We start from the raw sequence: 24,854 nt of genomic DNA on the forward strand, positions 1-24,854 counted from the left end.
GAGGACAATCATGGCCGTCACCCGAGACGCTATCAAGATCGGCATAAGCGCCTGCCTGTTAGGACACCCTGTGCGCTACAACGGCGGCCATAAGCAATCGCGATTGTGCAGCGATGTCCTGGCCCGCCATTTTGAGTTCACACCGTTCTGCCCCGAGCAGGCGATAGGCCTTGCCACGCCGCGGGAACCGATACGCCTGGTTGGCGATCCGGCCAGTCCACAGGCGTTGGGCAGCGTCAACCGCGCGCTTGATGTGACCGACGCGCTCACCACCTTCGGCACGCAGACCGCTGAGCAGCTTGACGACATCTGCGGCTATATCCTGATGCAGAAATCGCCTTCCTGCGGCATGGAGCGCGTCAAGGTATATCAGGATAACGGGCAACCCGCTGATGGTGGGGGTCGCGGGTTGTTCGCCGCAGCGCTGATGCGTGCGCGCCCGGATCTGCCGGTCGAAGAAGACGGTCGACTGAACGATCCGGTACTCCGTGAAAACTTCATCACCCGCGTTTTCGCCTATGCCGAATGGCAACGGTTACAACGAGCCGGCCTGACGCGGCGTGGACTGATTACCTTCCATGAGCGCTACAAGTATCAACTCATGGCAACCTGCATCCAACAATACCGGCAACTCGGACGCGAAGTCGCGCAAAGCGCCTCCATACCGCTGGAGGCGTTTGCGCCACGGTATTTCAGCCAGCTCATGGCTGCGCTGAAGCAGCCCGCCAGCCGTGGTAGCCACAGCAATGTGCTGCAGCATCTGTCCGGTTATCTCAAACGCGCGCTCAGCTCGCCGGAGAAGCAGGAGCTTGGGAAATTGATTGAGCAGTACCGCACAGGAGTAGTACCTCTGGTCGTGCCGATCACCCTGATCAAACACCATTTCCGCAGGCACCCGGATAGCTATATTGATCGGCAGGTGTATTTGCAGCCGCACCCTGAAGATCTCAGCCTGCGTAACGCACTGTGACCACACAACAGAGTACCAGCAGCGGCTCCCAGCTGGCCGATGACGTGTTGCCGATCCGTGAGGCGGCCCGCCAGACCGGCGTGAACCCCGTGACTCTACGCGCCTGGGAGCGCCGATATGGGCTGATTCAGCCCGAGCGCACTCCCAAGGGCCACCGCCTGTACAACGCGGAACATATCACCCGGATTCGCCAGGTGCTCGGTTGGCTCCAGCGCGGCGTAGCGGTCGGCCAGGTGAAACCCCTTTTACAAGACTCACCGTTTGAGCCAGCGCTGAACTCTTTATGGGATGAACAACTGAGTGAATGGCTGACGTGCATCGAAGAGCTTGCCGAGCGCCGGCTGGACGAGTTATGCAACCAGGCGTTCGCCCTTTATCCCTCGGAAACGTTATGCGAGCACCTGCTCTCTCCTTTGATAGCGCAGCTGCAGTCGCGCTGGAACGCCCAGCGCAGTGTTCGCGTGGAACAGGTATTTTTTCTGTGCTGGCTGCGCAACAAGCTAAGCACCCGGATTTACCACGGGAACCGGCTGTTGAGCGGTGCGCCGTTGTTGATGCTGAACCTGTCGGAGCGCGTCATGGAGCCGAACCTATGGATATGCGCCTGGTTGGCAAGCAGTGCTGGTTACCCAGTGCGGGTGCTTGAGTACCCCGTTCCGGCTGAAGATATTACGCTCACAGCAGAGCGAATCCGTCCTTGCGCACTGCTGCTATTCAGTGATCAAGCTGTTGACCTGGCCTATCTGAAGCGCTTGCTGGGGGCCAGTCGGTCATGCACCCTGCTATGCGGCCAGGCCGTGAGCATTCACCGCCATGCATTGCAGGATCTGCCCGCCCTGCACGCCGCAGACAGTCCGCTCGCTGCACTGCATTGCCTGCAGCGGCTCAGCCCACCCGACAACCATTGAGGTTCCCATGCGGCAGTTGATGTGGTTTCGCAGCGATCTACGCGTGCAGGACAACACCGCCCTGACCGCCTCCATGCAAGCTGGACCGACCATTGCAGTTTTTTTACTCAGCCCCGCCCAATGGCACGCGCACCATGACGCGCCGTGCAAAGTCGATTTCTGGCTGCGCAATCTCGCCATGCTTCAGCGGGAGCTGAAACAGCTGAACGTTCCTTTGCTTATCCGTCATGCCCCGCTTTGGTCAGATGCCCCGGACGTTGTAGCTGATCTGTGCCGCGAGCATGACATTGCCAGCGTTCAGGTGAATGCTGAATACGGCGTGAACGAAGCGCGGCGCGATGAAGCCGTTGCAGCCCGTCTGGCTGCACTGAGTATCACTATGCAAAGTCATCTGGATCAGCTGCTGTTTCAGCCAGGCAGCATTCTGACGCGTTCGGGTAAGTACTTTCAGGCCTTCAGCCAGTTTCGCAAGGTCTGTTACCAACGCCTGAACACCGCGCCGCCAGCAACCCTGGGCTTGCCGCCCGCTCAACTCGCACTGGACATTCCGAGCGACTCGATCCCGGAGAGGGTTTCAGGTTTCGCTCCACCGGACGTCCACTTGCAGGCCCCGTGGCCAGCCGGCGAAGCCGAGGCTGGCGAACGCCTGGAGCGTTTCGCCACCGAGCGGCTGGATGACTATAACCGCGACCGCGATCTGCCCGCTAAACCCGGCACCAGCCAGATCTCGGCTTACCTGGCGGCGGGTGTGTTGTCGCCGCGCCAGTGTCTGCATGCGGCACTGCGCAGTAACCGCGGCGAGTTCGAGACCGGCAGCCCCGGGGCTGTTACCTGGATCAATGAGCTGCTGTGGCGAGAGTTCTACAAACACATTCTCGTCGGGTATCCGCAGGTTTCGCGGCACAAGGCATTCCGCTCGGCAACCGAAGTCCTCCCCTGGCGTCACGATCCGCAGGCGTTGGCCGCCTGGCAACAAGGGCGTACCGGCTTTCCGCTGATCGACGCGGCCATGCGTCAAATGCTGGCTACGGGCTGGATGCACAACCGCCTGCGCATGGTGGTAGCGATGTTTCTCAGCAAAAACCTGCTGATCGATTGGCGCGAGGGCGAACGCTTCTTCATGCAGCATTTGATCGACGGCGATCTGGCCGCCAATAACGGCGGCTGGCAATGGAGCGCCTCTACCGGCACAGACGCCGTGCCATGGTTCCGCATTTTCAATCCAGTCACCCAGTCCCGCCGGTTCGATCCGGACGGCCGCTTCATCCGTTACTGGCTCCCCGAGCTGGCTACGCTGGACAATCGAAGCATTCATGAGCCGACGTCAGCCGGGGATCTATTCGGGACAGCGGACTACCCGCCGCCCATCGTTGATCTCGCCGAAAGTCGGCGACGTGCCTTGGAGGCATTCAAGAATTTATCTTCAATAGGTACGCCAACCTGATGATATTTTTGATGTTATGACTGACAGATGTGGTTTATCTGAGCGTGTTTTTAGCTCAGAACAGCGGGAGGGATTCTCCTAGCGAGAGGTCTTCTGGCGGAAGCGGAGCAATCATCTCCGGGCCGTCATTGCTGACGTTCCCTACCGCTCTGGTCACTGCATACCACTTAAAGGCGTCGGTGGGCAGTGAGTGATAACGTGCCAGGTCCCGAGCATAGTTGGCCGGCAATGCGGGGTCGAGCCATTCGCGCGCGACATGCGCCGGTAGCGCGACGGGACGTCGATCATGAATATCCACCATGCCCTGATCAGAATCATCCGTAATGATGGCAAAGCCTCCGGGACTGTCTCCGTGCGGGGAGGCTGCGATGGCAGCCAGAAACATCGGTTCGTTGCTCTTCAGTCTCAGATAGTAAGGTTGCTTGCGCTTGGGGTCATCCGCATCCGCAGCCCATTCGAACCAGCCATCGGCCGGCACCAGGCTCCGTCCGCTTCCCCAGATGGCTTTCCAGAATCGACTGGTTGTAGCGGTTTCCAGTCGAGCATTGATAGCCGGCGCACGCCGGTCTTTTGCCCATGCAGGGGCATAGCCCCATTTCACCTGAGTGGTACGCAGTTCCACGCCGTCCTGACGGATCAGATGGACCAGGGTACCCGGCGGCACGTTGTAGCGGCCTATGGGTGGCTCACTCGTTGGCTGCTTAACGGACTGATTAGCCAGATAACGAAGATAGAGTTGCAGCGCACTGTGCTGCGCGATACGTCCACACATGGGCGGGTCTCCGGCTGATGCCTGCTTGAAGCATAGCTCACACTTAGCCCAGGCCGCCGCCTCCGGCAATGATCGTCTGCATACTGGCTGGTTGTTATCCGTACAAGCGCTCTATCGCAGGTGCCGCGCCATCACTGTTGGGCACGACCTCGGCCGGGCATCATGCCGGACTCATCAGCCGCAGCAATTTGACCAGCAGGTCGTCCATGCTGAAAGGCTTCATCAGAATATCCGTGCCAGGCTGGCTGAACTGGTTTCGGTCCCTGGCGCTTTCTGCATAACCGGTCATGAACAATACCGGCAGGTTGGGCCGTACGCGCCGCGCTTCATCCGCCAGCTCATGCCCACTCATGCGTGGCAACCCGATATCGGTCAGCAGCAGATCAATCGGCGCGTCGCCATGAAGCAGTGCCAACGCGCTCTCTACATTATCGGTCTGTGTGCACTGATAACCGGCGTCAGTGAGCCGTTCGCTGATGGCGGCACTCACAGCGATGATGTCTTCAACTATCAGAATGTGCCCGCTCGTGGTGGCGCGGGTAGCGGCGCCTTCGACTTCAGTTGCCTGGTGGATTTCTTCCCCGACCGGCAATAACAACATGACCTCGGTGAATTGACCCACTTCACTGCATAGTCTTGCCACACCGCCGGACTGACCAGCAAAGCCATACAGCATCGACAAGCCCAGCCCGGTCCCTTTGCCGACGGATTTAGTGGTGAAGAACGGGTCGAACACCTTATCCAGCACCTCAGGTGCGATACCTATGCCGTTATCCCTGACCTTGAGCGCGACGTAACGCCCGTCTGCAATTTCAGGATCGCGCTCCACCGTCACGACCTCAGTGCTTATGCAGATCTCACCGCCATTAGGCAGCGCGTCGCGCGCATTGATTACCAGGTTGATGAGTGCGCTCTCAAGCTGGCTGCCATCGGCATAGGCGATCACCGGCGTGGGCGCCAACTCCAGCGTCAAAATGATGTTTTCGCCAATCGCACGACGAATGAAGTCATCCAGCGAATCCACCAGCGCATTGACGTCAACAGATCGGGCTTCCAGCGGTTGCTGCCTGGCAAAGGCAAGCAAACGGTGGGTCAGGCCCGCTCCGCTTTTCGCCGATTGCAGCGCCGTGTCAGCATAGCGTTTGATCTGGCTATAGCGCCCGGCCTCAACCCGCTCGAGGATGAGCTCCAGGCTCATGATCACGCTGGTGAGAAGGTTATTGAAATCATGGGCAATGCCTCCGGTCAGTTTGCCGAGAGAATCCATCTTGCCAGCTTGCAGTAGCTGCGCCTCGGTACGCTCGCGCTCCTTTACCTCGTGTTGCAATTGATGGCTGACGGTGGCCAGCTGCTGCTCCTGGTTGCGCTCTTTCTGCAATCGCTCGGTTACATCCTCAATAAAAACGAGCGCCAGATCCGGCGGCCGGTACGGCGCCACCTGCCACTGGGTAATACGCTCTGAAACCGGTCCACGCATGGTGGCCGTCCCGGTCCACCGTTCACCGGCCTTGATTCTCGCGCTGATGGTTTCCAGCAACTCGTCCTGGCCGTCAGCCATGCATCTGGAAATATCGTCGCCGGGACAGCTGGCGATCAGCCTTGAGAGCGCACGGTTCTTGTTGTGCACCTGAAACGACGAATCAACTACAGCGATAGGTGCAGATATGTTTTCGAAGATCTCGCGGAAGTGCTCCTCCCGCTCCTTCAGCGCCCGCTCTGTATCGCGAACACGCAGCAGCGTTCCCAGCGTTGCCAGCAGCACATCCGGATCAATCGGATGAACCAGATAGGCGTCCGCACCGGATTCCAGACCGTTGATGATGTCGCTGGTCTCGATCGAAGCGGCCGAGACGTGGATGACTGGCAAGACCGCCGTGCGAGGATCGAAGCGTAAACGGCGCGCGATATCAAAGCCGCTCATGTCAGGCAGATTGATATCCAGAATCAAGGCATCGATTGGGTGTTCATCAATCAGCGCCAGCCCGTCAGCACCGTTGCCTGCCTCGAGTACCTGATAGCCGTGAGCCTCAAGCCGGCGGCGGATCGAATACCGCGTGGCTGCGTTGTCATCAACAACCAGCAGTCTCCGTTTAGTCATCGTTTGCCTCCGTTCTGAGTGACACCGGGATCACCAGATAAAACGTTGAACCGACCCCTGGCTCGCTTTCGATGCCAACACGTCCGCCGAGTAGCTCTGCGTACCGTTTGCACAGCGACAGGCCGAGCCCGGTGCCGCGCAGACGTTTCTGCAGAGGCGAGTCGATCTGCACGAAATCCTCGAATAGTCGGTCATGCATGTCAGCGGGAATGCCGATGCCGGTGTCGCTCACCGAAAAACGCACCTCGTTTTCCCCGATCATTTGGGCGGAAACCCGTACTTCCCCGCGCAAGGTGAATTTCAGCGCATTGGATATGAAATTTCGCAGGATCTGCGCGAGCTTCTTGTCATCGGTGTACAACCGCTGCACGCCGACCGGCTCTTCGAAGATCAGATCCACCGCCTCGGTATCAACGATTGGCCGAAACATACCGCGCAACGCGGCGAAGAAATCGAACATATCGAACCAGGCTGGCGAAATGGTAATACGCCCTGCCTCGATCTTGGCCAGGTCGAGCAGGTCGTTGACCATTTCCGTCAGCTCTTGCGCTGCGCTCTTGACGAACATTACCTGCTTTTGTTGTTCCTCGTTAAGCGGCCCGTCCAGCTCGTCCTTGAGCAGGCTGGCGATACTCAGTATCGAACCAAGCGGGGTGCGGAATTCGTGACTCATGTAGGACAGGAAGCGGCTCTTGAGCTCGGACGCCTGCCTTAATTGCTCGGCCTGCGCATCCAGCTCGGCATAGAGTGCCAGCACGCCCTGGTTGGTCTCATCCAGCTCCTGCCGCAAGGCCTCGTTCTCACCCTGCAAACGCGCTATTTCACTTGGATCAGCCATTGAGTAGCTCCAGATCTATAGCCACGACGGTGACATCGTCGCGGCCTCTGCAGAAATCCCGGTGCAACACCGCAGCAACAGTCGCCGGATGCTGCATAGCCAGCGCCGGATAGTCGCCGAGGTCCCAGCGGGACTGCAGACCATCGCTATACATGACCAGCAGCTGGGCGTTCGCCTCTGCATAAACGAAGGTGTGCGCTTTGCGAAATTGCACGCCGACTATGCCGGGATGAGAGGCCAGCCCGCGCGAGCCATGCATCGAGATCAGTCGCGCGCCAATGTTGCCAATGCCCCCGAACTGCAGCGCCGCACTGTCGCTGTTATATTGCGCAATGGCTGCGGCCCCGCCCCGTGTACCGTTCATGGCTCGATGCATATCGGCGAGCAGCGTATCCGGATGCTCAAAGGGGCGCTGAGCAAAGGCTTCTGCACCGCAGCGTGCAGCCACTTCCGCCTCTTCGCCGTGGCCCAGTCCGTCAATGACCAGCGCGCTGAGCCTGGCCCCCTGAACAGCCAGATGCCATACATCACCACAGGCAGTCTGATTGCGCATGGCGTGTTGATTGACGCCGACTCGCAGATCCGTCACGCCGGGCGGGTACACGCGGGCCATCACAACAGCACCGCGCTCGTCAGCGTAAATATCCAGCACCTGAGACTGTCGGGAGATGGATCCCAGCCCTTCCCCCGGCGTGCCACCGGTTGAAAAACCATCGCGCAGACACCGGTGCGCGTCGAAGCCCGGCCCCCTGTCGATGGCGATAAATTCGATCCCCTGCCCGCCACGCCCAGGTACAACACGGCAGTGCAACTCGCCATTCTGGGCATGTTTGAGGATGTTAGTGGTCAGCTCGGTTGCAACCAGTGCCGCCCGGCCCGCGCCGGCCTGATCGAAACCAAGCTGTTCGGCCAGTTGCTTGGCCCGACGACGGGCCTGGCCGATACGACTGTCGTCCTCGACCGGTATCACCTCGGTGAGGGTACCTGCAAGGTTCAAGTCCATTGCGTAATCGAGATGCGGGTGCCCTTGCCAGGCGCGGAATCGATATCGAACTCGTTGACCAGTCGCTTGGCGCCGGTCAGACCCAGTCCCAGTCCATTTCCTGATGTCCAGCCCTCGGTCATCGCCAGCTGCATGTCCGGAATACCAGGGCCTTCATCACTGAAAACGATGCGAATGCCGCGACGCAGACCGTCTTCCAGCATTTCCCAGTTGAGGTCGCCACCGCCGCCGTAGACCAGCGTATTACGCGCCAGCTCACTCACAGCTGTTACCAGCTTGGTCTGTGCGACCAGACGCAGACCGCAGTCCTGCGCCAGCTTGCGGCACGCCTGGCGAGCGAGAACGATGTCCTGCTCGGTGCGGATGGGTCGAGTGCCCTTATCAGTGACCTTCATGGTTGCCGCACGCTGTCGCGCAGCAGCTGCATTCCCCGATCAACATTCAGCGCCGTCGCGACCCCAGGCAGATTCAGCCCCAGTTCGACCAGCGTGATGGCAACCGCCGGCTGCATGCCGACCAGTACCGTCCGCGCATCCATGATTTTGGACAGGCCGGAAATATTGGCGATCATCCGGCCGATAAAGGAGTCGACAATCTCCAAGGCAGAAATATCGATGAGCACGCCCCGGGCGGCCGTTGCGCTAATCCGGTCAGCAAGATCTTCCTGCAGATTCAGGGCCAACTGGTCGTGCATCTCTACCTGGACAGTGACGAGCAGGAAATCACCCATCCGAAGTATCGGGATACGCTCCATGGTCAGCTCGCCTTGGTTACAGAAAGACCTGAACGGCGCAGAGCCAGCGCAAAGGCGTCAGCCAGGTTGGCTTTAGTGACAATGCCTTCCAGATCCAGACCGAGGTGCACGATGGTCTGAGCGATCTGCGGCCGCACGCCACTGATGATGCAATCGGCCCCCATCAGGCGAATGGCCGTTACGGTCTTCAGCAGATGCTGGGCAACCAGCGTATCGACAGTCGGCACACCGGTAATATCAATAATCGCGATTTCAGACCCGGTATCGACGATACGCTGCAGCAGGGACTCCATGACCACCTGAGTGCGCTGCGAATCCAGCGTACCGATCATCGGCAGGGCCAGAACGCCATCCCAGAGTTTGACTACCGGCGTCGACAACTCCAGCAGTTCTTCCTGCTGACGCTTGATAACCGACTCGCGAGCCTTCTGGAAGGTACGCACGGTGTGCAAGCCCATCGCGTCGAGCAGCTCGGAGACGCCGGTAATATGGTTGGTCAAAGTAGCCGGATCGACTGAGGTTTCACGTTGGAACAGATCAAATAGCGGTCGCTTGAGCGAGAAGATGAAGCTGGCGGTCTGCTGTGCATCGAGGCCCTGCAGAGCACGGCTATGTGACAAGCTTTCGAGATGCTCCCGCGTCTCGGCCCAGCCATCCGCACCCCAGTTGGCGAATCCCAACTCGGCAACCCCGTCGCTGAACAGCTTCAGGAATTCGCTGGTCTGTTTTTTCAGCTCGTCAGGCCGCACACCGCGCGCCGCCCCGCTCTCTTCCAGATTAGCGAGCCATGCAGCCTGAATAGATGACTGCTGCTGCGTCAGCGCATCGACAATACTTTGGTCCAATTGTGCCATTCGTCCGGTCTCGTCAGATGATTGAATTTGACGAATAGTACCTGTTTTGAATCGTTTTTGGCGTTTTCGTCGCGTTTAGAAATGCAACGGATGGAGTCGAAATATGGGACTGGCTGTGCGACGCGCGTCGAGCCTGAAGGCCGCGTCCCTCGTCAACGGCCGTGTTCTCTCGAATCGACAGATCAGGTGAGTGGAACGTCCTCACTAGCGCCGCGCTGCTAGCTGCCGGCAGCCTTTGCTCACCGCCGAACCCATACCTCCACTCGCCCATTGCGCTGCGCACCGGTTGCTCCGCCCGTTGAGCCGACCGGCATGTAATGCCCGTATCCGGTATGCCCCAACACGACCGTGCCACGTTCGCGCAACGCTTTGCTGGCGGACTGGGCACGCAGTTCGGAGATCATCTGCGCACGAAGCTCATCGCCTTGCTTATCGGCAAAGCCAATAAGCATGATGTCGCGCCCGGTTTTGCCGGTTTGTTCGAGATATCCCTGAATGCGCATCAAATCTCGGTTGGCTTTGTTATCGAGCCTGGTGCGGCCCTCAGCGAAACGAATGTTCACAGACAGGCGCTGATAGCGCTCAGTCAGACGCTTGAAGGTAACAGGAACGCTGCTGTCCAGTACTGGATCAACTGCAAACGGGGTCTGGGAGAAGAATCCGGATTTGGCCACAATATCCTGCCCTGCCTGGCTCTGGGCATATTCGATAAAAGCCTGGGTCAAGGGAGTGCCGGTTGTTCCAGCCGTATACAGGTATAGCCGGCGAGACAACGGATAGTCTTCAGTCGCCACCGATAGCCGACTGGGTTTGAGCGCCGGGGCGTTACCGTCAGCAATAGCCAGCAGCTTGGCGTTACCAACGGAGGCGATACCGGCAAAACCGATGCCCGCCGGATCACGGCTGACATCCATCGATAGCTGATCGTTCGACTCGTAGCGCCGGGCTTCGCCGGTCAGCGTGAACCTGCCTGCCAACACCAGATCCTTGAAGGTATCCCAAGTACCTGACCGGTCGTCGCGGGCGTAGATCTGAATCGTCCGATCAGGCCCACCGACCGCTGACCAATTGGTAATCTCACCGGCGAATATCTTCGCCAGGGTATCTATGCGGAGCTCATCGACCGGGTTGGATGGGTGGACCAGAATCGCCAAGCCATCAATGCCGATGACGTGTTCACTGTCCGCGCTGGTCATGTCAGCTCGTCCCGCCATGGCATCGACTTCATTTGCCCTGATGCGTCGTGAGGCAGCCCAGATGTCAGCGCTGTTGGACGCCAGCGAGGTGAAGCCGGTGCTGGTTCCGTGAGCGGCGACCAGCGCGGTGAGTGGCTGACCGTCGAAGGTGGTGGTGAGCAGCGCCTCGTTTTCACCCCCCGTGGCGCTTGTCGTGACAGCACTACCTGTCAATTGCTCCATAAAGCCGGTCATCAGCATGGGCGCGAGCCTTGCACCGATGGTATTGGATCCGTGAACCTCGATATCGTGAGCAGCTACCAAGCCGGGCGCAAGAGCCAGAGCCAATCCCAGATGGCGCAGTAGTCTGCCGCAAACTGATTGCATCGCTAACCTCATAGAGTACGTCCATGTTTGAGCGAGCCAGAGTGCAGCGCAAAGGTTTCATTCAGATGACAGCGGTATTACAGGAGTCGTTTTTGGCCTGACGGTGCAGCGGTGTGAAGAGACGACGTAGCCGGCGATGACTTGCCCAAGCGGTTGCTTCACCAGCGGTTAAGTCGCCGCCGGCTATGTCCCGGCCCTGTTTTGGTTGAAGACACGGCTGAATGTGCTTTCCTCAAAGAGCAAAAGCGCGACGGGCTAACCTCTACTGGTCCGCACATCGCGATTTATCGCTCACGTTGCCAGGCCGGTTGCAGATAACGGCGTTGCCTGCGATACCAGGTCACTCCCGCGCGGTCGAGATATTCCAGTACCTGTATTGTCAGGTTGCGCCCAATGCCTGACTTGTTTCGATATTCCGCTGCGATAAAGCCGCCATCTTCGGACGCGTTAGCAAGATCAATGGCGACAGCGGCAAGCTGATCCAGTTGCTGTGGGAGGTAGAAACGGTTCGGCGCAACGCCCAGCACATAGCCCCAGGCTTGCATGCGACGCATGAAAGCGAGCATGTCATCTCGACTGGTGCCGAGACGTTCCGCCAGTTCACCCACTATCGGTGGTCGTAGACCTGACTGATTTAGTTCAGCAGCGACCTGCTCCCAAACCCTCAAATCGTTCTCAGCGAGCTGTGGTTGGTGACCGGGCAAGGCGAAGATGCCGCCTTCCTGACACAATAACTGCTTGTCCACCATGCGCTTGAGTAGCAAGCCAGTGCTGGGCTGCGACATTCCCAATGCGGCACGACGCAGGAGTGCATCTAGCGACAGGCCGCGCTGTTCGGGCTCTTCGGAATGGCTTTGCTGCAAGACACTCATCACCGCCTGTTCGGCCTGCGCTACGCGTTGCGGCTGTATTGCCTGATCACCGAGACGAATCACGGACATCTTGCTCAGGCTGTTCGCCAACTCTGTTTCGGTCAGGTGCCAGCGCAAACCGAAGGCTGGGATAGCCAATTCAGTCTGATGTTCAAGTTCTATTGCCAACGCGTCGGTCGGCGAAGTAACAGCACGCAACGCGGCCAAGCGCGCGAGGTATTCCGGCTTGCTGCGCCCACGCTGACGACCCAAAGGCTCGATCACTCGGCCACCGCCAAGCGTTTCGTTAGCGGCCGGCTCGCGTACGATCACACAATCGCCTACCGCGGCATGCACGGGCTGGTCGAGCAATACTTGTGCGAGGCCGGCCGGCTCATCCAGCCAGACCACGCGTCCGCTAATGGCAGTCGCACCGGTCAGAATCTGCAACGTGCCGCGGTGCAGACGGGTTTCCTTTAACAGGCGCAGCGAGATGTCCAGCCGGTCGGTCAACTGGTGCATCGCGGGAGCCAACAGCCAGTCGCCGCGCAGAGGGTTGTTGGTATCCAGCTCACCAACAAGGTTCAGCGCAGCTCTTTGGCCTGCCCTCAGGTGGATAACCGCCTTGCCGTCCTGCTGCATGCCACGAATACGGACCTTGCGGGCATCAGGCGTCAAGGACAGGTAATCACCTGTGTGCAATTCACCGCGCAGCAAGGTGCCGGTGATCACGCAACCAGTGCCGGTTACGCTGAAACGCCGGTCAACCAGAAACCGCGGATGCCCAGAAGAATCCACTGGCTGAGCTTGTTGACCGAGTTGTTGAATGGCCCGCTGCAGGGTATCCATACCCTCCCCGGTCAGACTGGAGAGTTCCAGTGGCGGATGCTCGGCCAGTGCGCTGCCTTGAACCAATTCAGCAACAGCCTGCCGCGTTGCTTTCAGCTGGTCAGTACTCGCTCGGTCAATCTTGCTTATCACTACCCGCCCGCTCGCTATGCCCAATAGGTTCAGTAGCGTCAGGTGTTCACGGGTTTGTGGCATCGGCCCTTCATCAGCCGCGACTACCAACAGGGCGGCGTCCGCTCCGGCGAGGCCAGCGAGCATGGTGCGAATAAAGCGTGCGTGCCCGGGCACATCGACAAAGGCTAGCGGCCCAAGCTGAGGGTCGTGCAGCCAGGCGAAGCCGAGATCGATGGTCAGGCCGCGGCGCTGCTCCTCGGGCAGCTGGTCAGTATCCTTGCCGGTCAGCGCCTTGATCAATGCGGTCTTGCCGTGGTCCACATGCCCGGCTGTGGCGATGATCACCGTAGCGCCTGCCACGACAATGGAAAGCGCGCGTTCACAGCATCAATCAGTGCCTGATTCGCGCTGCCTTCAAGGCTCGCCAGCATTCTCCTCAGCTCGCAACAGCCGCAGGATGTCGCCCAACGCACCGTCGGCCAGCGCGCGCATTTCGGCATCGGTACGGTCCTGAATCGGATGCGGCACGAAGACCATGGCCGGATCGAACCCCAGCGCTCTGGACTGCATTGCCGCTGCTTCAACGAACTCACTGGAGGCAACCCCTACTCCCGGGATCTGACGTGACTCCAGATCGGCTATGTCATGCATACAGCACGACGTGCACGATCCTCAGTCGGCCAGACCTTCCACTAGCAGGTCCACTTCAGCGGCAATCTGCTGCTTGAGTTCGGTCGGTGCGATTCGGGTAAAGGTCGGCTTGGCGTAACGCTTGACCTCGATGCCCATGCCGCTCAGCTGCTCCTCGATGCGGTCGAGGAACACGTTGCCGCGCGGCTTGGAAATATCCAGTAGCCCAACGACCTTGCCGTTGAGCCTGTCTGGCCGCGCCAGTCGCGTGCGTTCGGCGGGCGCTCGCTCGGCCGTAGGGTCGAGCAATATGCTTTCGTTCATGATGTCACCTCGCAGGTTACCGGTGATGAGCCTACCGGGCCGGATGCGGCCCAGCCGGCGATAATGGCTGAAAACAGGCCGGCGGTGCCGCCAACCCGTACGATCAACAGGCCGCCCGGACGAAACTTGGGCACCTGTTGATCCTTGAAACGTTCTGGAATGCCCTCGGCAATCCCGCCAGCGCCGGCCACCAGATCGGCGCCCTGCGCCAGCAGCAGCTTTTCCAGTTCCTCGCGCAGGCGCTGTTTGGACCAGCCAGCGTCGATGAACACCCGCGCATGCTCGGGCGATACCGCCAGCACGGCATCGCCAGCCATAGCCAGCTTGGCGTGATCGACTGTGCGCAGCGATAGAGCGAATGAACGTGCCAGCGACTCGGGATCACGGGACTTCTGATCGACAATGCCCTGCACGCCCTCACCAGGAAATAGCGTGACGGCAGAACGACCCGCCGGAACGCCGCGTTCCTGCGCCAAGGGCAACCAGTCGCTATCTTCAGCTTCAGCAAAACAGAAACTGTATTTGCCAGGATTACCCATGGTCGATCGATCGATTTCACCAGGACGGCCGCCGCCCACGTTACGCACGATCAATTGCAGCGCTCGGCCAATGGTTGCGTTAGCTCGATTGCCCTGCCCCAGCGCATTCACACCGGGGTTCATCCCGATTGCCCTGGTGATCGGGCCGTTGACGATAATCAGCGGGCTGCCAAACATGGTGGTACAGGTGAGCCCGTGCAAACCGAACTCATCGGTCAAAGCCGCTTCGACCGCCGCCAGCAAAACCGGCATATATTCTGGCTTGCAGCCGGCCATCACGCCATTGATCGCCACCTTTTCCACGGTGCAAGGCACCAGGTCAGGCGGCATCAAGCCCAGCACTTCGTCACCCGCACGCTCGGTGCCTTTGAGCATACGCAGCACACGCACCGGGGTCGGCGGCACAACCGGCAGGCCGTCGCTCCAGCCACGTTCGTAGCAGGCCTCGATGGCATCATCTGCGCTGCTGATATCAATTTCCCGCGACTGCAGCTGCACATCACCGAAGGCCAGCTCCAGCTCCTCGGCGGTTCCCAGATCCAGTGTTTTTGAGCCGCAACCGGGGCGCATGATGGGTAAGTCTTCACCCAGATTGTCAATGCCGGACAGCGCGCGCCAATCCTCTTTATGCCAGCCGTAGGTACGCTCGACCTCTTTGCCCTGCTCCACCCGAATCAGCGTTGGCACAAACTCGACGCCCAAACGAAAGGATTGCTCCAGCGTCCGGTCATACTTGGTGCCAGACAACGCAGCGGCGTAGTCTTCGGAATCCTGCACCAGCACCGTCAGCGGTCCGGCCTGATCCAGCTCTGTAAGCAACGGCTCAATCAGGCGGCAGGTCGGGCAGTCGGCTTTGGCTACTACAATCAGCCCATCGGGCAGAGATAAAGTCATGTCAGGCCTTTTAGGCTGCTCGTGCGTGTCTCGGTAGAAGGACAGCATAGGCAGCGAGGTATGTGCTGCCAAGCCGGTGGGCGTGATCATGCGTTGGGTGATTTGGACGTTATCAGCGCTTCGAAGTTGAACGTCTCAATGGTGGTGCGACTCTCGCGCTCGTTAGGCTCTTTCCTACGCGCCGGTCTGTAATCGGCAGCACAAAACTTCCCTGTGCGATACGGGCGCTGTATGCACAGCTGACACCGCGTTATGCTGCAGCCATGTACAGCCTTGCTCACCCCGCCACCAGTACTCTGGAAATTCGTAAAAGTCGCTTTCTTGCCTTCGTCGAACCCGTCGCCGATCGTGCCGCGGCGCAGGCTCGGGTGAACGAGCTGCGTATTCTGCATCCTGGGTGCGCGCACGTGTGCTGGGTATTGCTGGCTGGTGGGCATAGCGCGGCAGTCGACGATGGTGAGCCCTCGGGTACAGCGGGGCGTCCGATGCTCGAAGTGTTGCGTCACCAGGAGCTGGACGGCGTGCTCGCCATAGTGGTGCGTTATTTCGGCGGCATCAAGCTGGGCGCAGGTGGGCTGGTGCGTGCCTATACCGACGCCGTAGCCCAGGCGCTGTTGCACGCTGAAAAAGTCGAGCACATCCCCAACCAGACGCTCTGTTGCGAGCTGGCCTATGCCCATGAAGGAATGGCACGCAACCTGATTGCGGAGCTCGGTGGCGAGCTGCTCGCAGTCAGCCACGGGCAAGCGGTGCGGTTGCAAATACGCTTACCCGCTACCGCAGCCGGTACGTTGCAGGAGCAGCTTTTGTCGATCACGCGGGGTGAGCTTCAATGGGAGACTGACGTTCCCCCAGCCGACTAATCACATTTCAACGATCAGGCTGCCGCCCTCCTTCGCCTTGGATAGCCCACGCAGAGTCAACTACCAGCCGCCGGTGGCGGTTTTTCAGTCAGGAAGCACATCATGTCCGTTCTACTCCCGCGCTTGTATTCCTTCCGCCGTTGTCCCTACGCCATGCGCGCTCGATTAGGCCTGTTGTTCGCCGGACTGCAGGTGGAGCTGCGTGAGGTGGTGCTGAAAAACAAGCCGTTGCAGATGCTGGCTATCAGTCCCAAGGGCACTGTCCCTATTCTGGAGCTTGTGGCGGAAGACAGCTCTGAGCGACGCGTTATCGAGGAAAGCAGAGAGATACTGGAATGGGCGCTGCGACAGAATGACCCGCAAGGTCTACTTAACGTCGATCTCATCAGCGCTAACACCCTGATCGACCAAAACGATGGCGAATTCAAACACTGGTTGGATCGCTACAAATACGCTGATCGTCATCCAGATTTCAGCCAGTCGGAGTATCGACAACGCGGCGAGGTGTTTCTGAAGGTGCTGGAGCAATTGCTCACCGAGAACACCTATCTGCTGGGAGATAAAATCAGTATCGCTGATATCGGGGTCATGCCGTTCGTACGCCAGTTCGCCCATGTCGATCAGGAGATGTTCTACGGCCTGGCCTATCCGCATCTGCAGCAATGGCTGAGGGATTGGCTGGAGCACCCGGTTTTTCAGCGGGTGATGAGCAGGTTCCAACCCTGGCAGGAAGGCGATGAAGTAGTGGTGTTTCCCTCGGGTGGCTCGCTCGCCGGCATACTTGACCCTAACTGGGGTCGGGAATCTCGTGTCACGTCCGTCTCCCGAGATTGTCTTGCCGGCAAGCGAGACGCCCGATAAGCTCCTGTTGTGCGACGACTCCCGTCGCATCAACCTGCGACAAGGACCGTCATGAGCCAACGCGATACGCTTTTCCGTCACCTCGCCATCTTGCAGATGCTGCCACGCGCTCCGCATCGCCTTGCGACAACGACTATCCAGATGAAACTGAAAGAGCAAGGCTACAACGTGACGCCGCGCTCCATTCAGCGTGACCTGGAAAAGTTGGCCGACCATTTTCCACTGATATGCGAGCGCGACAGCAAGCCCTATCGTTGGTGCTATATGGCCCATTATGTAAGCGACTTGCCGGCGATGGACACCGTGACTGCACTGACGCTGGTATTAGCGGAAACGGCGGTGACTGGATTGTTACCCAAGGCGGCCAGCGACAAAATCAGCTATCAATTTCAGGCAGCCCGTAAGCACCTCGAAGGGCTGAATGACAATGGCTTCGCACAGTGGACGCAACGTGCCCAGGCTATCCCTAACGGCCGCGCCTTGATACCAGCCGAAATCGATTCCGCAATATGGGAGCGCATCACCGACGCACTGTTGAATCAATATGCAGTCGACGTTGTATATCGCAGCCGCTTCCAAGGTGAGGAAAAGACATACACCTTGCATCCACAAGGGCTCGTAACCCGCCACAGCTCCACGTACCTGCTTGCTCTGGTGAATAACCACGACGATATTCGCCAGTTCGCACTGCACCGATTCCGCAGCGCAACAGCCAGCGCCAGCCTATATCGCCCGCAAGCCGAATTTAGCGTTCAAGACTATATCGATCAGGGCGCATTCGGCCTCCCTGTTGATCCATCACCGGTAAGGCTAGTCGCTCGTATCACCAGCGCAATCGCCTGGCTTCTATCCGAAACGCCCCTCAGTTCGGAACAGAGCCTGTCTGAACCAGATGCAGAAGGATGGGTTCTGCTAGAGGCGCTAGTCCCGAACGATCAGCAGACACAATGGTGGATTATGGGTTACGGCTCGAATATTCGAGTGATGCAACCAAAAGCATGGCGGGAAACTATCCTGAGCCACGCCGAAAAAATCCTAGAGCGTGAAAAACTTCATGACACCCAAACGTCGCCCTCTTTGTAGTAGCGCAACCTTTAACGCCTGAAGGGGCGCTAGCCCCCCTTTGTCTACAACAGACCTGGTGGCGCCGTCTCTTATACTGCTCATCTGTCGCACCTACGAGCTTCGCAGCAGGGCTAGCCTCGCCGGCGCAAGCGCCCAGCCGTAACATTACCGGGCTCCAGCTTTTTAAACGGTCACGAAACCGATGGCCCGCCCCTGCCTCTGTCGTCGGGTCCGGCATTCAGCCGCCAACCCAGCGACGAGGATTTCTTGAGTCATCTGCTCGCAGAGGACCTTGCACCGACGCTTGACGACATTGAAGTCGCCTGGCGCAAGTTCAAGGTTAGCGAGATGCGCGTGTAGCAACGCCACATCTACCAGAGAACCTGCTTCAGCTAGCACAGTCCGAGCGAAGAGAACCGCCTGCGCTGGTCTGAGATAGTCGAATCTGATCTTGAAATCAAACCGGCGCAGCGCCGCCGAATCGAGAACACGCATGTGATTGGTGGCCATAACCAAGATCCCTTCGTACTGCTCCATCTGCACCAACAGTTCGTTGACCTGGCTGACTTCCCAGCTGCGATGAGCACCCTCGCGACTGTATAGAAAACTGTCAGCCTCATCGATCAATAGCACCCCGCCGTGCTCTTTGGCTTCAGCAAACGCTGCGGCGAGATTCTTCTCGGAACCTCCAACGTACATGTCCAGTAGATCTGACGCCTTGCGTGCCACCAAGGGAACCTGAAGTTCAGCAGCCAGGTAACGGGCGAGTTCACTCTTGCCTGTTCCCGGAGGACCATATAGACAGAGCCGACCCATCCCGCTGCGCCCTATGCCTTCGAGCAGCGCGGGAAGATCACAATCAGCGTTAGTCAGTGCGGGATTGAATGGACTTTGCAGGCTCCGGACTTGCTCCTTGGTCTCCGGTTCTACCCCGGGGTGCTCCAGTGCTGCGGCGAGCCCGTCAAGTACAGCGTCCAGGGTTGTTTCAACGCGATCCTGACGACGCAGCCCAAGATGTCGAGCGATTTTTCCGGCGTTTGCGAAATGTCCTGGCTGGACTCGCTGACGCGCCGCAGTGCGGGTCAACCATTCTTCGCTGACATTAAGTCCGCGCAGTTGTCTTCGCGCAATGCGAAGGCGGATGTCGTCACTCAATGCGGGCATGCGCAGCATCAGGTCGAATCGACGCACAAAAGCCGGATCCATGCAGTCGATATCATTGCTCAACCAGAACGCCGGACGGGGATTTTCCTCAAGCAGGCGATTGACCCATGCTTTACGGCCGCGGCTCGCGCCATGGATAAAGACATCTTCTATTTCATCGAACATGATGGCGGTATCGGAAGTCGGAGCCAGCATACGTTGGCAGAACCGGTAGGCTGCAAATCGCTCATCACCCGAGATCGGCATCTCCCTGTGGTCCGCATGACGTATCTCATGAAGATCAATGGCGAGGGAATGCGCCACGGCGCGAACGAGCTCGGTCTTGCCAGTGCCCGGCTCACCGTAAATCAGGATATTCACGCCAGGCGTCCCGCGAGCACCTGAACGTTTGACGTAGCGGCAGATCAATCTGACCTGCTCCTGCAGATGATCAAAGGCGTCCAGGTCCAACTCGAATGGCTGATCTACCAGAGAATACCTTCGCAACAACTCGTGGGAGGCATCGCTGCGATACAGCAGGATATCGCTCAGCCCTTCGCTAAGCTCCAGCGAGTCACTGGCGTCCTCGACAGGCCGTAGCAGCCCACTCTGGCGCAACGCGCTATCGTTCGCCAGAGCCCGGCGTATAGCTACGGTCGGTTGCTCCAGCGCTACCGAGATCAGACGAATCATCTGGTTCTGGCCCGGGCACGGGGAAGCGAGGTCGAACACTTCCCGCAGCCCTTTCTGCTCTTCGTACAGAACGACGAGACACAGAATCTCGCAATCGAGTGATTCGAGGTACAAACACTCAGCAAGCTCATCCAGGTTTGCTGCCAGCGGCCCCGCCACGCCAGGCGGATGGCTGGATAGCTCATCCAGCTCTGTACTCAGAGCGGCATACAGTTCGCTACCGCTGACTTTCTCATCAATATACTCTTCAAGATTGACCAGCCGCAGAATGTCATCATCAAGCGAATGGCGCTGTTCCGCCAAGCGCTTCCATAACTGACCTCGCACTAGCAGCCGAAGCGCCCATAACGAAGCCAGAGCGCTGGTTTCAGGATTCAGTGCAGTAGATTTCTGACGGAGCAAACGGCGTAAGATGGTCATGGCGACTCCTGACAACGGGACGAAATAGAGTATGCGCGCCCTAAGCGACGACTCCTGTCGCATGGTCGATCTTCAGCTGGCCTCACTTATGCTTCGCTGTTTCAATTCTCTTCCCAGCGTGAGCGTAACGTCCGGATCCTGGCATCCCCCCGCAGCGGGCGCCGATCCGGTCCGCAAAGCGCTACCGAGCCCTCAGGCAGACCAAAGACCTCTTCAATGGCGGCGCGGATACTACTGACCTTGGCATCCGAGCGTGCTGCCCGATAGCGCGCAGCCCTCTGCTCAGTACTGGCTACGGCCTGGCCCGCGCCAAGCTCGTCCACGGCATCCGGTTCGTCAATTTCCCAAATGTCGTCTTCCTCATCCTCCTCATCCTCCTCATCCTCCTCATCCTCCTCATCCTCTGTCGACTCCGGACCATCCTCAATCCCAGTCAGTTCAGCTAGGCTGTGACCGTCGGAATACCAAGTACAGCCGTCCTCCTTCTCCCATACCAACCCGCCCTCGACATGAAAGGTGCGCGAAGCTGTGGAAGGCATAACGTAATCGCTGAGTCGCGATCTCACTGCGGGCAACCGCTCAAAACCCGCGCCCAAGGCGAGCAGCACCTTCTGAGGACCCGCCACCAGCAGGAATTCGGACCAAACTGGCTCTCTGAAGTTAACGCTGACAGAACCGTGCATGTAAATGGTGGTGCGAAGGGATGCGTCCTGTTCCGCTAACCGGGTCAGTACCTCCATTACCGTGCGGTAGATACTGAAACCCGCATTCTCGATGGAGTTCGAGTCGATCTCGACGGTGGGCAATGGCGAACGACTGTTGACAAACGAAAGCTCCGATACCGACTTCTTAATCATGCATTTTTCCAATTAAACGGCTCTATTGGGATGAGAGATCTACTGCTTCCTGAGGGGCGTCTCATCCTGCTGGAGCTAGGTGTATGCCTTCAGAGCGGTGTGCATCTGAGACGGCAGAAAGCATTACGCAGCTGGCGGGTAGAATATCGACAGGCTGAGCTAATTCTTGATTGAGTCGTCGAGTTTTCTGGGGCTCGATGTTCTAGCGGACAAAGCCGATGGAGCCAGATCGACTGGTGGATTTGGTCCTGGATCGGCTAAGCAAAGCCTCAGCCAGCTCCGTCGAATTGGCTATCGGCTTGAAAAGCGCTTGCCGCCGTACCATCTCAAAGTCTTTCAGCGTGAGCGCACCCATGCCAGTCAGCATCTCTTGATGTTTGGAGAGGTTCGGCGCAACGCCCAGCTCGCGCGCGGCAATAGCGAAGGATTCGAGCGCCTGCTCAGGATTCAGAAAAGAAAAGCGAATGACTAAATCGAACCAGTCGGATGAGTGGGCGTCGCCCTCTCCTATCCTGTTCGTCAGTACTATGAGTATTCCTCGATAGCTGGCCAGCCGGTCGCGCAGTTCTTGCCTATTGATGGCTATTACAGAAAAAGGCTCGCCACCGCCTGCATCCTCTAACAGGTTATCGTTGTCCTCAAGCACCAGCACCGCATCAGTTTTGTTTGCGCAATCGAATAGCCCGTTCACCCTGTTTCGCGTCTCAGCTACGCTCACGTACATGATCTCTGACACGTTCCGGGTCACCAGGGGTTTGTTCAACTGCCGAGCGACCAGGCGGACCGAGGCATTTTTTCCGGTGCCTGGCGGGCCAGCGAAGCAGATCAGCGCCCCATGCCCAACACGGAGCTTGAGGATCAAAGCGTCGAGATCGTAATCGGCATTTGTAGGGTTGGAAGCCCCAGATCCGGCGAATGCGCCTGCGTTCGCTTCGATCGGGGGATGCCTTTGTGCCTTGAGTGTGGCGCCTACAAGGCGACTCATGATCGTTTGCCGATCTAGCGCCCCGGCCTGCCCCGCGATGTCGTCCGCTATCCGGCTCGCCCGATCTATGACCGCAGGCGTGAGGCGGTCGTGGTTTGCCATACGTTGGATGAATTCGTCTTCTAGTACGCCCTTTCCACACGACTTGATGATGCGCTCCCGTTTTTCCGGAGGCGGGTTATTGAATTCCAGAATCAGGTCGAAACGGCGGATAAAGGCTTGGTCCAGTTCAGAAATATCGTTCGTCACCCAGAAACAGGGCAGTGGGTTCTCCTCCAGCATTCGGTTGATCCAGCCCTTATGAAAGTCTTTCCCAATCCCACCAAAAAAACCGAAGTTGAAGACATCTTCAACCTCGTCGAACATCAATAGGTTATCTGGCGCGTCAAGGATGGTCATAGCCAACCGCAGTGCGCCGAGACGGCCCTTTCGATCTACCGGGTCGCCGCGTTTGTCGTTACAGGCTATTTCGTACAACGTAGCTTTAAGCTCCGTAGCGAGCATGCGCGGGAACTCGCTTTTGCCAGTACCTGGAGGCCCGTAGATCAAAACATTCACACCTATCTTTCGTTGTTTGATTGCATAGCGCATGTAAGCCATGGCGATCCGAAGGTCTCCAGCCAGATGGTCATAGTTAGACAGGCATAGGGCTGGCATGGGTGCTCGTCGGAAAGCGTCACTGAAGAGCGAAACGGCTGGGCCGCTGGAGTAACGGAGCGCAGCGGCCAGTTCCGACTGCGGCATATGTAAGAAACTGCACCAGCTGAAGGAACACTCGCTTGGTTCGAGCAAGCCGCAGCGCACCAAGAGACCGCCGAGGGAAAGCCTTTCGCGGATCGCCTCGCTGTCCGCGTTCAGCAGAACACCGATCCTATGAAAAATGATGCTTCTGCCGGTTGTTTCGAGCTTGCCTGCGACTTGTTCCAACAGCCCATCGGTTCGGAGCAGTACAGCCAAACCCAATATTTCCCGCTCCAGCATGTCGAGACCAATGATTTCGCAGAGCTCGGTCAAATTTCGCTCAAGGCGATCGGGGAATGAGGGCTCCGGATATTCGTCCCGGAGTAACTTCCATTCTCTCTGCATTGCCGCCAAGGCAGAACCAGGATACCGCTCGTGTTCTGGGCCGGAGGGCTCTGGCTTGCCAGAAAGAAAGCTGGGAATACGTTCAGCGGAATCGATGCCCGGCGACTTGAAGTCAGCCAACCCTAGCTCTCGCCAAAGATCGGATCCGGTCGCTGCGGGCCCGCCCAGCAAGCTTTGATGCGCGCCGAGCCGTAGAATCATGCAAAACATCCAATGCACGCTTTTTACGCAGGTGTCGCGGCTATGTGGGCCAGCGGCGCGTTTTGACTCTCTCATTTCCTTAGCTCCAGTTTCCTGCAAGCAACTTTCGCCTGGTCTCCGCACTTGATAAAACTCAGCGCAGCCTCGAACCATTCCCGTACCGCGCTGACCGTAGCTTCTGACGGCGTATCATTGAATTTGAGTTTGAGTTGGGAGATATGGGGGTAGCCTGCCTCGTCGAGCCGTACCCCCAATGTCGCCCGCTCAGGGGCCAGCACCCGATAGGCGTAATAGCGGCCGCCAGTTATCTCCTGCATATAGCTGGCAATGCAGTGCCGCTGGCACACGCCCTCCTCGTGCAGAGCTCGCGCATCACGAATCGGCTGAATCAACTCGGTACCCGGCACAGGCGGCGCGCCGAAGAACACGTTATCCCCGTCCCTGAACTGAACGCGGTTCAGGTGGCTTACCAGCCTGTCATGAAGGGCATAGAACTCACCCATGTCTCGGCACCGGTTTACCCGCTGGGCCCCGTCAACTAACCCAAGCTGGCGCGAAGTGCGAAGGATGTCGTCATAAACTGGCACCATCCGACGCCAAGGCCAGTCTGAGTTGTAGGTAGCTAGCAGCCGGCTGCCTAGCAGGAGGGGTCTCTCCAACAGCCACTTGAGCAAAGGAACATCAACATACGCGAGGTGATTTACCCACTCCCACCCGGGCAAGCCCAGAAACTGCTCCACAACATGCAGATCATCCGGATAAAGTCTGTCTGCCGGCAGCGCAGCGAGAAAACGCAAGCATGCCCGACTAGGGGGCAAGCCGCAGGCGGCCAGGACAAGGGTGCGCCTGGATGCGGCCAGTGTCAGGATTTCATCGCAGGAAAGCTGCCCTTCACTACCGGCTCGCACCATGAAGAAGAAAAGCACTGGCGCGCTCAGAAACAGTTCCGTCGCGTATGCGTCCCGACTGAGAAACCATAAGGCGCTGAACTGCGAACCCACGGACAGCCGGCCAAGCCTTTTCATCTCCGTCATGACATCTTGCGGTATCCCGCTAATCCAGTCAGACGCCTCCGGGTGCTGGGCCAGCATACTCAACGTAAACCCGACATCCTCGAATACACCTAGCGAGAAGGATCCATCCCCAAGGTGGCTGACGCAGCCAACGCCAGCGTCCCAGCTGCTGATCTCCAGTCGGCAGCTATGGCCCAGCACCCCCGTCAGATCAATCCATAATGAGCCGTTCGAGTCTGTACTGATGGTCACGATATACCTCG

Annotated in this window: 21 protein-coding genes; 6 read left to right on the forward strand and 15 right to left on the reverse strand. The window is 58.6% G+C overall.

Annotated features, from left to right (window positions below; translation table 11 throughout):
• Positions 1–10 precede the first annotated feature (10 nt).
• From HG264_RS05410 to phrB, 3 genes are read left to right on the forward strand one after another with little or no spacing between them, the layout of a single operon-like run.
• Positions 11–970: a DUF523 and DUF1722 domain-containing protein gene (locus HG264_RS05410; protein WP_169406697.1), complete on the forward strand. Its 960-nt coding sequence runs from the start codon at positions 11–13 to the stop codon at positions 968–970.
• On the forward strand, positions 967–1,878 hold the full coding sequence (locus tag HG264_RS05415; protein ID WP_169406698.1) for a MerR family transcriptional regulator: 912 nt from the start codon (positions 967–969) through the stop codon (positions 1,876–1,878). Before HG264_RS05410 ends, HG264_RS05415 begins: the two co-directional genes overlap by 4 nt.
• 7 nt (positions 1,879–1,885) lie before the next feature.
• Positions 1,886–3,322: a deoxyribodipyrimidine photo-lyase gene (gene phrB, locus HG264_RS05420; protein ID WP_169406699.1), complete on the forward strand. Its 1,437-nt coding sequence runs from the start codon at positions 1,886–1,888 to the stop codon at positions 3,320–3,322.
• 55 nt (positions 3,323–3,377) lie between these two features.
• On the opposite strand, the gene HG264_RS05425 is transcribed toward phrB, so the two are convergent.
• The 11 genes from HG264_RS05425 to HG264_RS05480 form a co-directional block, all read right to left on the reverse strand.
• Positions 3,378–4,094: an SOS response-associated peptidase family protein gene (locus HG264_RS05425; RefSeq protein WP_169406700.1), complete on the reverse strand. Its 717-nt coding sequence runs from the start codon at positions 4,092–4,094 to the stop codon at positions 3,378–3,380.
• Positions 4,095–4,254: 160 nt separating this feature from the next.
• Positions 4,255–6,192, reverse strand: a complete 1,938-nt coding sequence (locus HG264_RS05430) for a response regulator (RefSeq protein WP_169406701.1) — start codon at positions 6,190–6,192, stop codon at positions 4,255–4,257.
• The gene (locus tag HG264_RS05435; RefSeq protein ID WP_169406702.1) at positions 6,185–7,030 is read right to left on the reverse strand and encodes a sensor histidine kinase KdpD; all 846 of its coding nucleotides are present in this window, start codon (positions 7,028–7,030) and stop codon (positions 6,185–6,187) included. Before HG264_RS05435 ends, HG264_RS05430 begins: the two co-directional genes overlap by 8 nt.
• Positions 7,023–8,027, reverse strand: coding sequence for an ATP-binding protein (locus HG264_RS05440; RefSeq protein ID WP_169409018.1), 1,005 nt, complete (start codon positions 8,025–8,027; stop codon positions 7,023–7,025). Before HG264_RS05440 ends, HG264_RS05435 begins: the two co-directional genes overlap by 8 nt.
• The gene (locus HG264_RS05445; protein WP_169406703.1) at positions 8,024–8,428 is read right to left on the reverse strand and encodes an anti-sigma regulatory factor; all 405 of its coding nucleotides are present in this window, start codon (positions 8,426–8,428) and stop codon (positions 8,024–8,026) included. The genes HG264_RS05440 and HG264_RS05445 overlap by 4 nt, the downstream gene beginning before the upstream one ends.
• On the reverse strand, positions 8,425–8,787 hold the full coding sequence (locus HG264_RS05450; protein ID WP_169406704.1) for an STAS domain-containing protein: 363 nt from the start codon (positions 8,785–8,787) through the stop codon (positions 8,425–8,427). Before HG264_RS05450 ends, HG264_RS05445 begins: the two co-directional genes overlap by 4 nt.
• A 2-nt stretch (positions 8,788–8,789) precedes the next feature.
• Positions 8,790–9,641, reverse strand: coding sequence for an STAS domain-containing protein (locus HG264_RS05455; RefSeq protein ID WP_169406705.1), 852 nt, complete (start codon positions 9,639–9,641; stop codon positions 8,790–8,792).
• Between the two features lie 239 nt (positions 9,642–9,880).
• Positions 9,881–11,203, reverse strand: coding sequence for a substrate-binding domain-containing protein (locus HG264_RS05460; protein WP_169406706.1), 1,323 nt, complete (start codon positions 11,201–11,203; stop codon positions 9,881–9,883).
• A gap of 284 nt (positions 11,204–11,487) precedes the next feature.
• A complete protein-coding gene (gene selB, locus HG264_RS05465) occupies positions 11,488–13,362 on the reverse strand; it encodes a selenocysteine-specific translation elongation factor (RefSeq protein ID WP_169406707.1) in 1,875 nt (624 codons plus the stop codon).
• 69 nt (positions 13,363–13,431) lie between these two features.
• On the reverse strand, positions 13,432–13,971 hold the full coding sequence (locus tag HG264_RS18700; protein ID WP_306085226.1) for a UGSC family (seleno)protein: 540 nt from the start codon (positions 13,969–13,971) through the stop codon (positions 13,432–13,434).
• A complete protein-coding gene (locus HG264_RS05480; RefSeq protein ID WP_169406710.1) occupies positions 13,968–15,404 on the reverse strand; it encodes a thioredoxin family protein in 1,437 nt (478 codons plus the stop codon). Before HG264_RS05480 ends, HG264_RS18700 begins: the two co-directional genes overlap by 4 nt.
• Positions 15,405–15,667: 263 nt before the next feature.
• On the opposite strand from HG264_RS05480, the gene HG264_RS05485 reads away from it, so the two are divergent.
• The 3 genes from HG264_RS05485 to HG264_RS05495 all read left to right on the forward strand — a co-directional run bounded on the left by HG264_RS05485 (position 15,668) and on the right by HG264_RS05495 (position 18,211).
• Positions 15,668–16,267 carry a YigZ family protein gene (locus HG264_RS05485; RefSeq protein WP_169406711.1) on the forward strand — a complete coding sequence of 200 codons (600 nt, stop codon included), beginning with the start codon at positions 15,668–15,670 and terminating at the stop codon, positions 16,265–16,267.
• Positions 16,268–16,369: 102 nt separating this feature from the next.
• The gene (locus tag HG264_RS05490; protein WP_169406712.1) at positions 16,370–17,128 is read left to right on the forward strand and encodes a glutathione S-transferase; all 759 of its coding nucleotides are present in this window, start codon (positions 16,370–16,372) and stop codon (positions 17,126–17,128) included.
• A 51-nt stretch (positions 17,129–17,179) separates the two neighbouring features.
• The gene (locus HG264_RS05495) at positions 17,180–18,211 is read left to right on the forward strand and encodes a YafY family protein (protein WP_169406713.1); all 1,032 of its coding nucleotides are present in this window, start codon (positions 17,180–17,182) and stop codon (positions 18,209–18,211) included.
• A 165-nt stretch (positions 18,212–18,376) separates the two neighbouring features.
• On the opposite strand, the gene HG264_RS05500 is transcribed toward HG264_RS05495, so the two are convergent.
• The 4 genes from HG264_RS05500 to HG264_RS05515 form a co-directional block, all read right to left on the reverse strand.
• Complete coding sequence (locus tag HG264_RS05500) at positions 18,377–20,449, reverse strand: AAA family ATPase (RefSeq protein ID WP_169406714.1); 2,073 nt, start codon at positions 20,447–20,449, stop codon at positions 18,377–18,379.
• Positions 20,450–20,550: 101 nt separating this feature from the next.
• Positions 20,551–21,306, reverse strand: a complete 756-nt coding sequence (locus HG264_RS05505; protein ID WP_169406715.1) for a hypothetical protein — start codon at positions 21,304–21,306, stop codon at positions 20,551–20,553.
• 202 nt (positions 21,307–21,508) lie between these two features.
• Positions 21,509–23,653: an ATP-binding protein gene (locus HG264_RS05510; RefSeq protein ID WP_169406716.1), complete on the reverse strand. Its 2,145-nt coding sequence runs from the start codon at positions 23,651–23,653 to the stop codon at positions 21,509–21,511.
• Positions 23,650–24,843, reverse strand: a complete 1,194-nt coding sequence (locus tag HG264_RS05515; protein ID WP_169406717.1) for a PcfJ domain-containing protein — start codon at positions 24,841–24,843, stop codon at positions 23,650–23,652. Before HG264_RS05515 ends, HG264_RS05510 begins: the two co-directional genes overlap by 4 nt.
• Positions 24,844–24,854: the final 11 nt, after the last annotated feature.

This window comes from Pseudomonas sp. gcc21, from assembly GCF_012844345.1.
Classification (GTDB): domain Bacteria; phylum Pseudomonadota; class Gammaproteobacteria; order Pseudomonadales; family Pseudomonadaceae; genus Halopseudomonas.

Bases quoted from the DNA above. Each gene is read 5' to 3' on its own strand.
- HG264_RS05410 (WP_169406697.1), top strand. From the start codon at position 11: ATGGCCGTCACCCGAGACGCTATCAAGATCGGCATAAGCGCCTGCCTG.
- phrB (WP_169406699.1), top strand. From the start codon at position 1,886: ATGCGGCAGTTGATGTGGTTTCGCAGCGATCTACGCGTGCAGGACAAC.
- HG264_RS05425 (WP_169406700.1), bottom strand. From the start codon at position 4,094: ATGTGTGGACGTATCGCGCAGCACAGTGCGCTGCAACTCTATCTTCGT.
- HG264_RS05430 (WP_169406701.1), bottom strand. From the start codon at position 6,192: ATGACTAAACGGAGACTGCTGGTTGTTGATGACAACGCAGCCACGCGG.
- HG264_RS05435 (WP_169406702.1), bottom strand. From the start codon at position 7,030: ATGGCTGATCCAAGTGAAATAGCGCGTTTGCAGGGTGAGAACGAGGCC.
- HG264_RS05445 (WP_169406703.1), bottom strand. From the start codon at position 8,428: ATGAAGGTCACTGATAAGGGCACTCGACCCATCCGCACCGAGCAGGAC.
- HG264_RS05450 (WP_169406704.1), bottom strand. From the start codon at position 8,787: ATGGAGCGTATCCCGATACTTCGGATGGGTGATTTCCTGCTCGTCACT.
- HG264_RS05455 (WP_169406705.1), bottom strand. From the start codon at position 9,641: ATGGCACAATTGGACCAAAGTATTGTCGATGCGCTGACGCAGCAGCAG.
- HG264_RS05460 (WP_169406706.1), bottom strand. From the start codon at position 11,203: ATGCAATCAGTTTGCGGCAGACTACTGCGCCATCTGGGATTGGCTCTG.
- HG264_RS05480 (WP_169406710.1), bottom strand. From the start codon at position 15,404: ATGACTTTATCTCTGCCCGATGGGCTGATTGTAGTAGCCAAAGCCGAC.
- HG264_RS05485 (WP_169406711.1), top strand. From the start codon at position 15,668: ATGTACAGCCTTGCTCACCCCGCCACCAGTACTCTGGAAATTCGTAAA.
- HG264_RS05490 (WP_169406712.1), top strand. From the start codon at position 16,370: ATGTCCGTTCTACTCCCGCGCTTGTATTCCTTCCGCCGTTGTCCCTAC.
- HG264_RS05495 (WP_169406713.1), top strand. From the start codon at position 17,180: ATGAGCCAACGCGATACGCTTTTCCGTCACCTCGCCATCTTGCAGATG.
- HG264_RS05500 (WP_169406714.1), bottom strand. From the start codon at position 20,449: ATGACCATCTTACGCCGTTTGCTCCGTCAGAAATCTACTGCACTGAAT.
- HG264_RS05505 (WP_169406715.1), bottom strand. From the start codon at position 21,306: ATGATTAAGAAGTCGGTATCGGAGCTTTCGTTTGTCAACAGTCGTTCG.
- HG264_RS05510 (WP_169406716.1), bottom strand. From the start codon at position 23,653: ATGAGAGAGTCAAAACGCGCCGCTGGCCCACATAGCCGCGACACCTGC.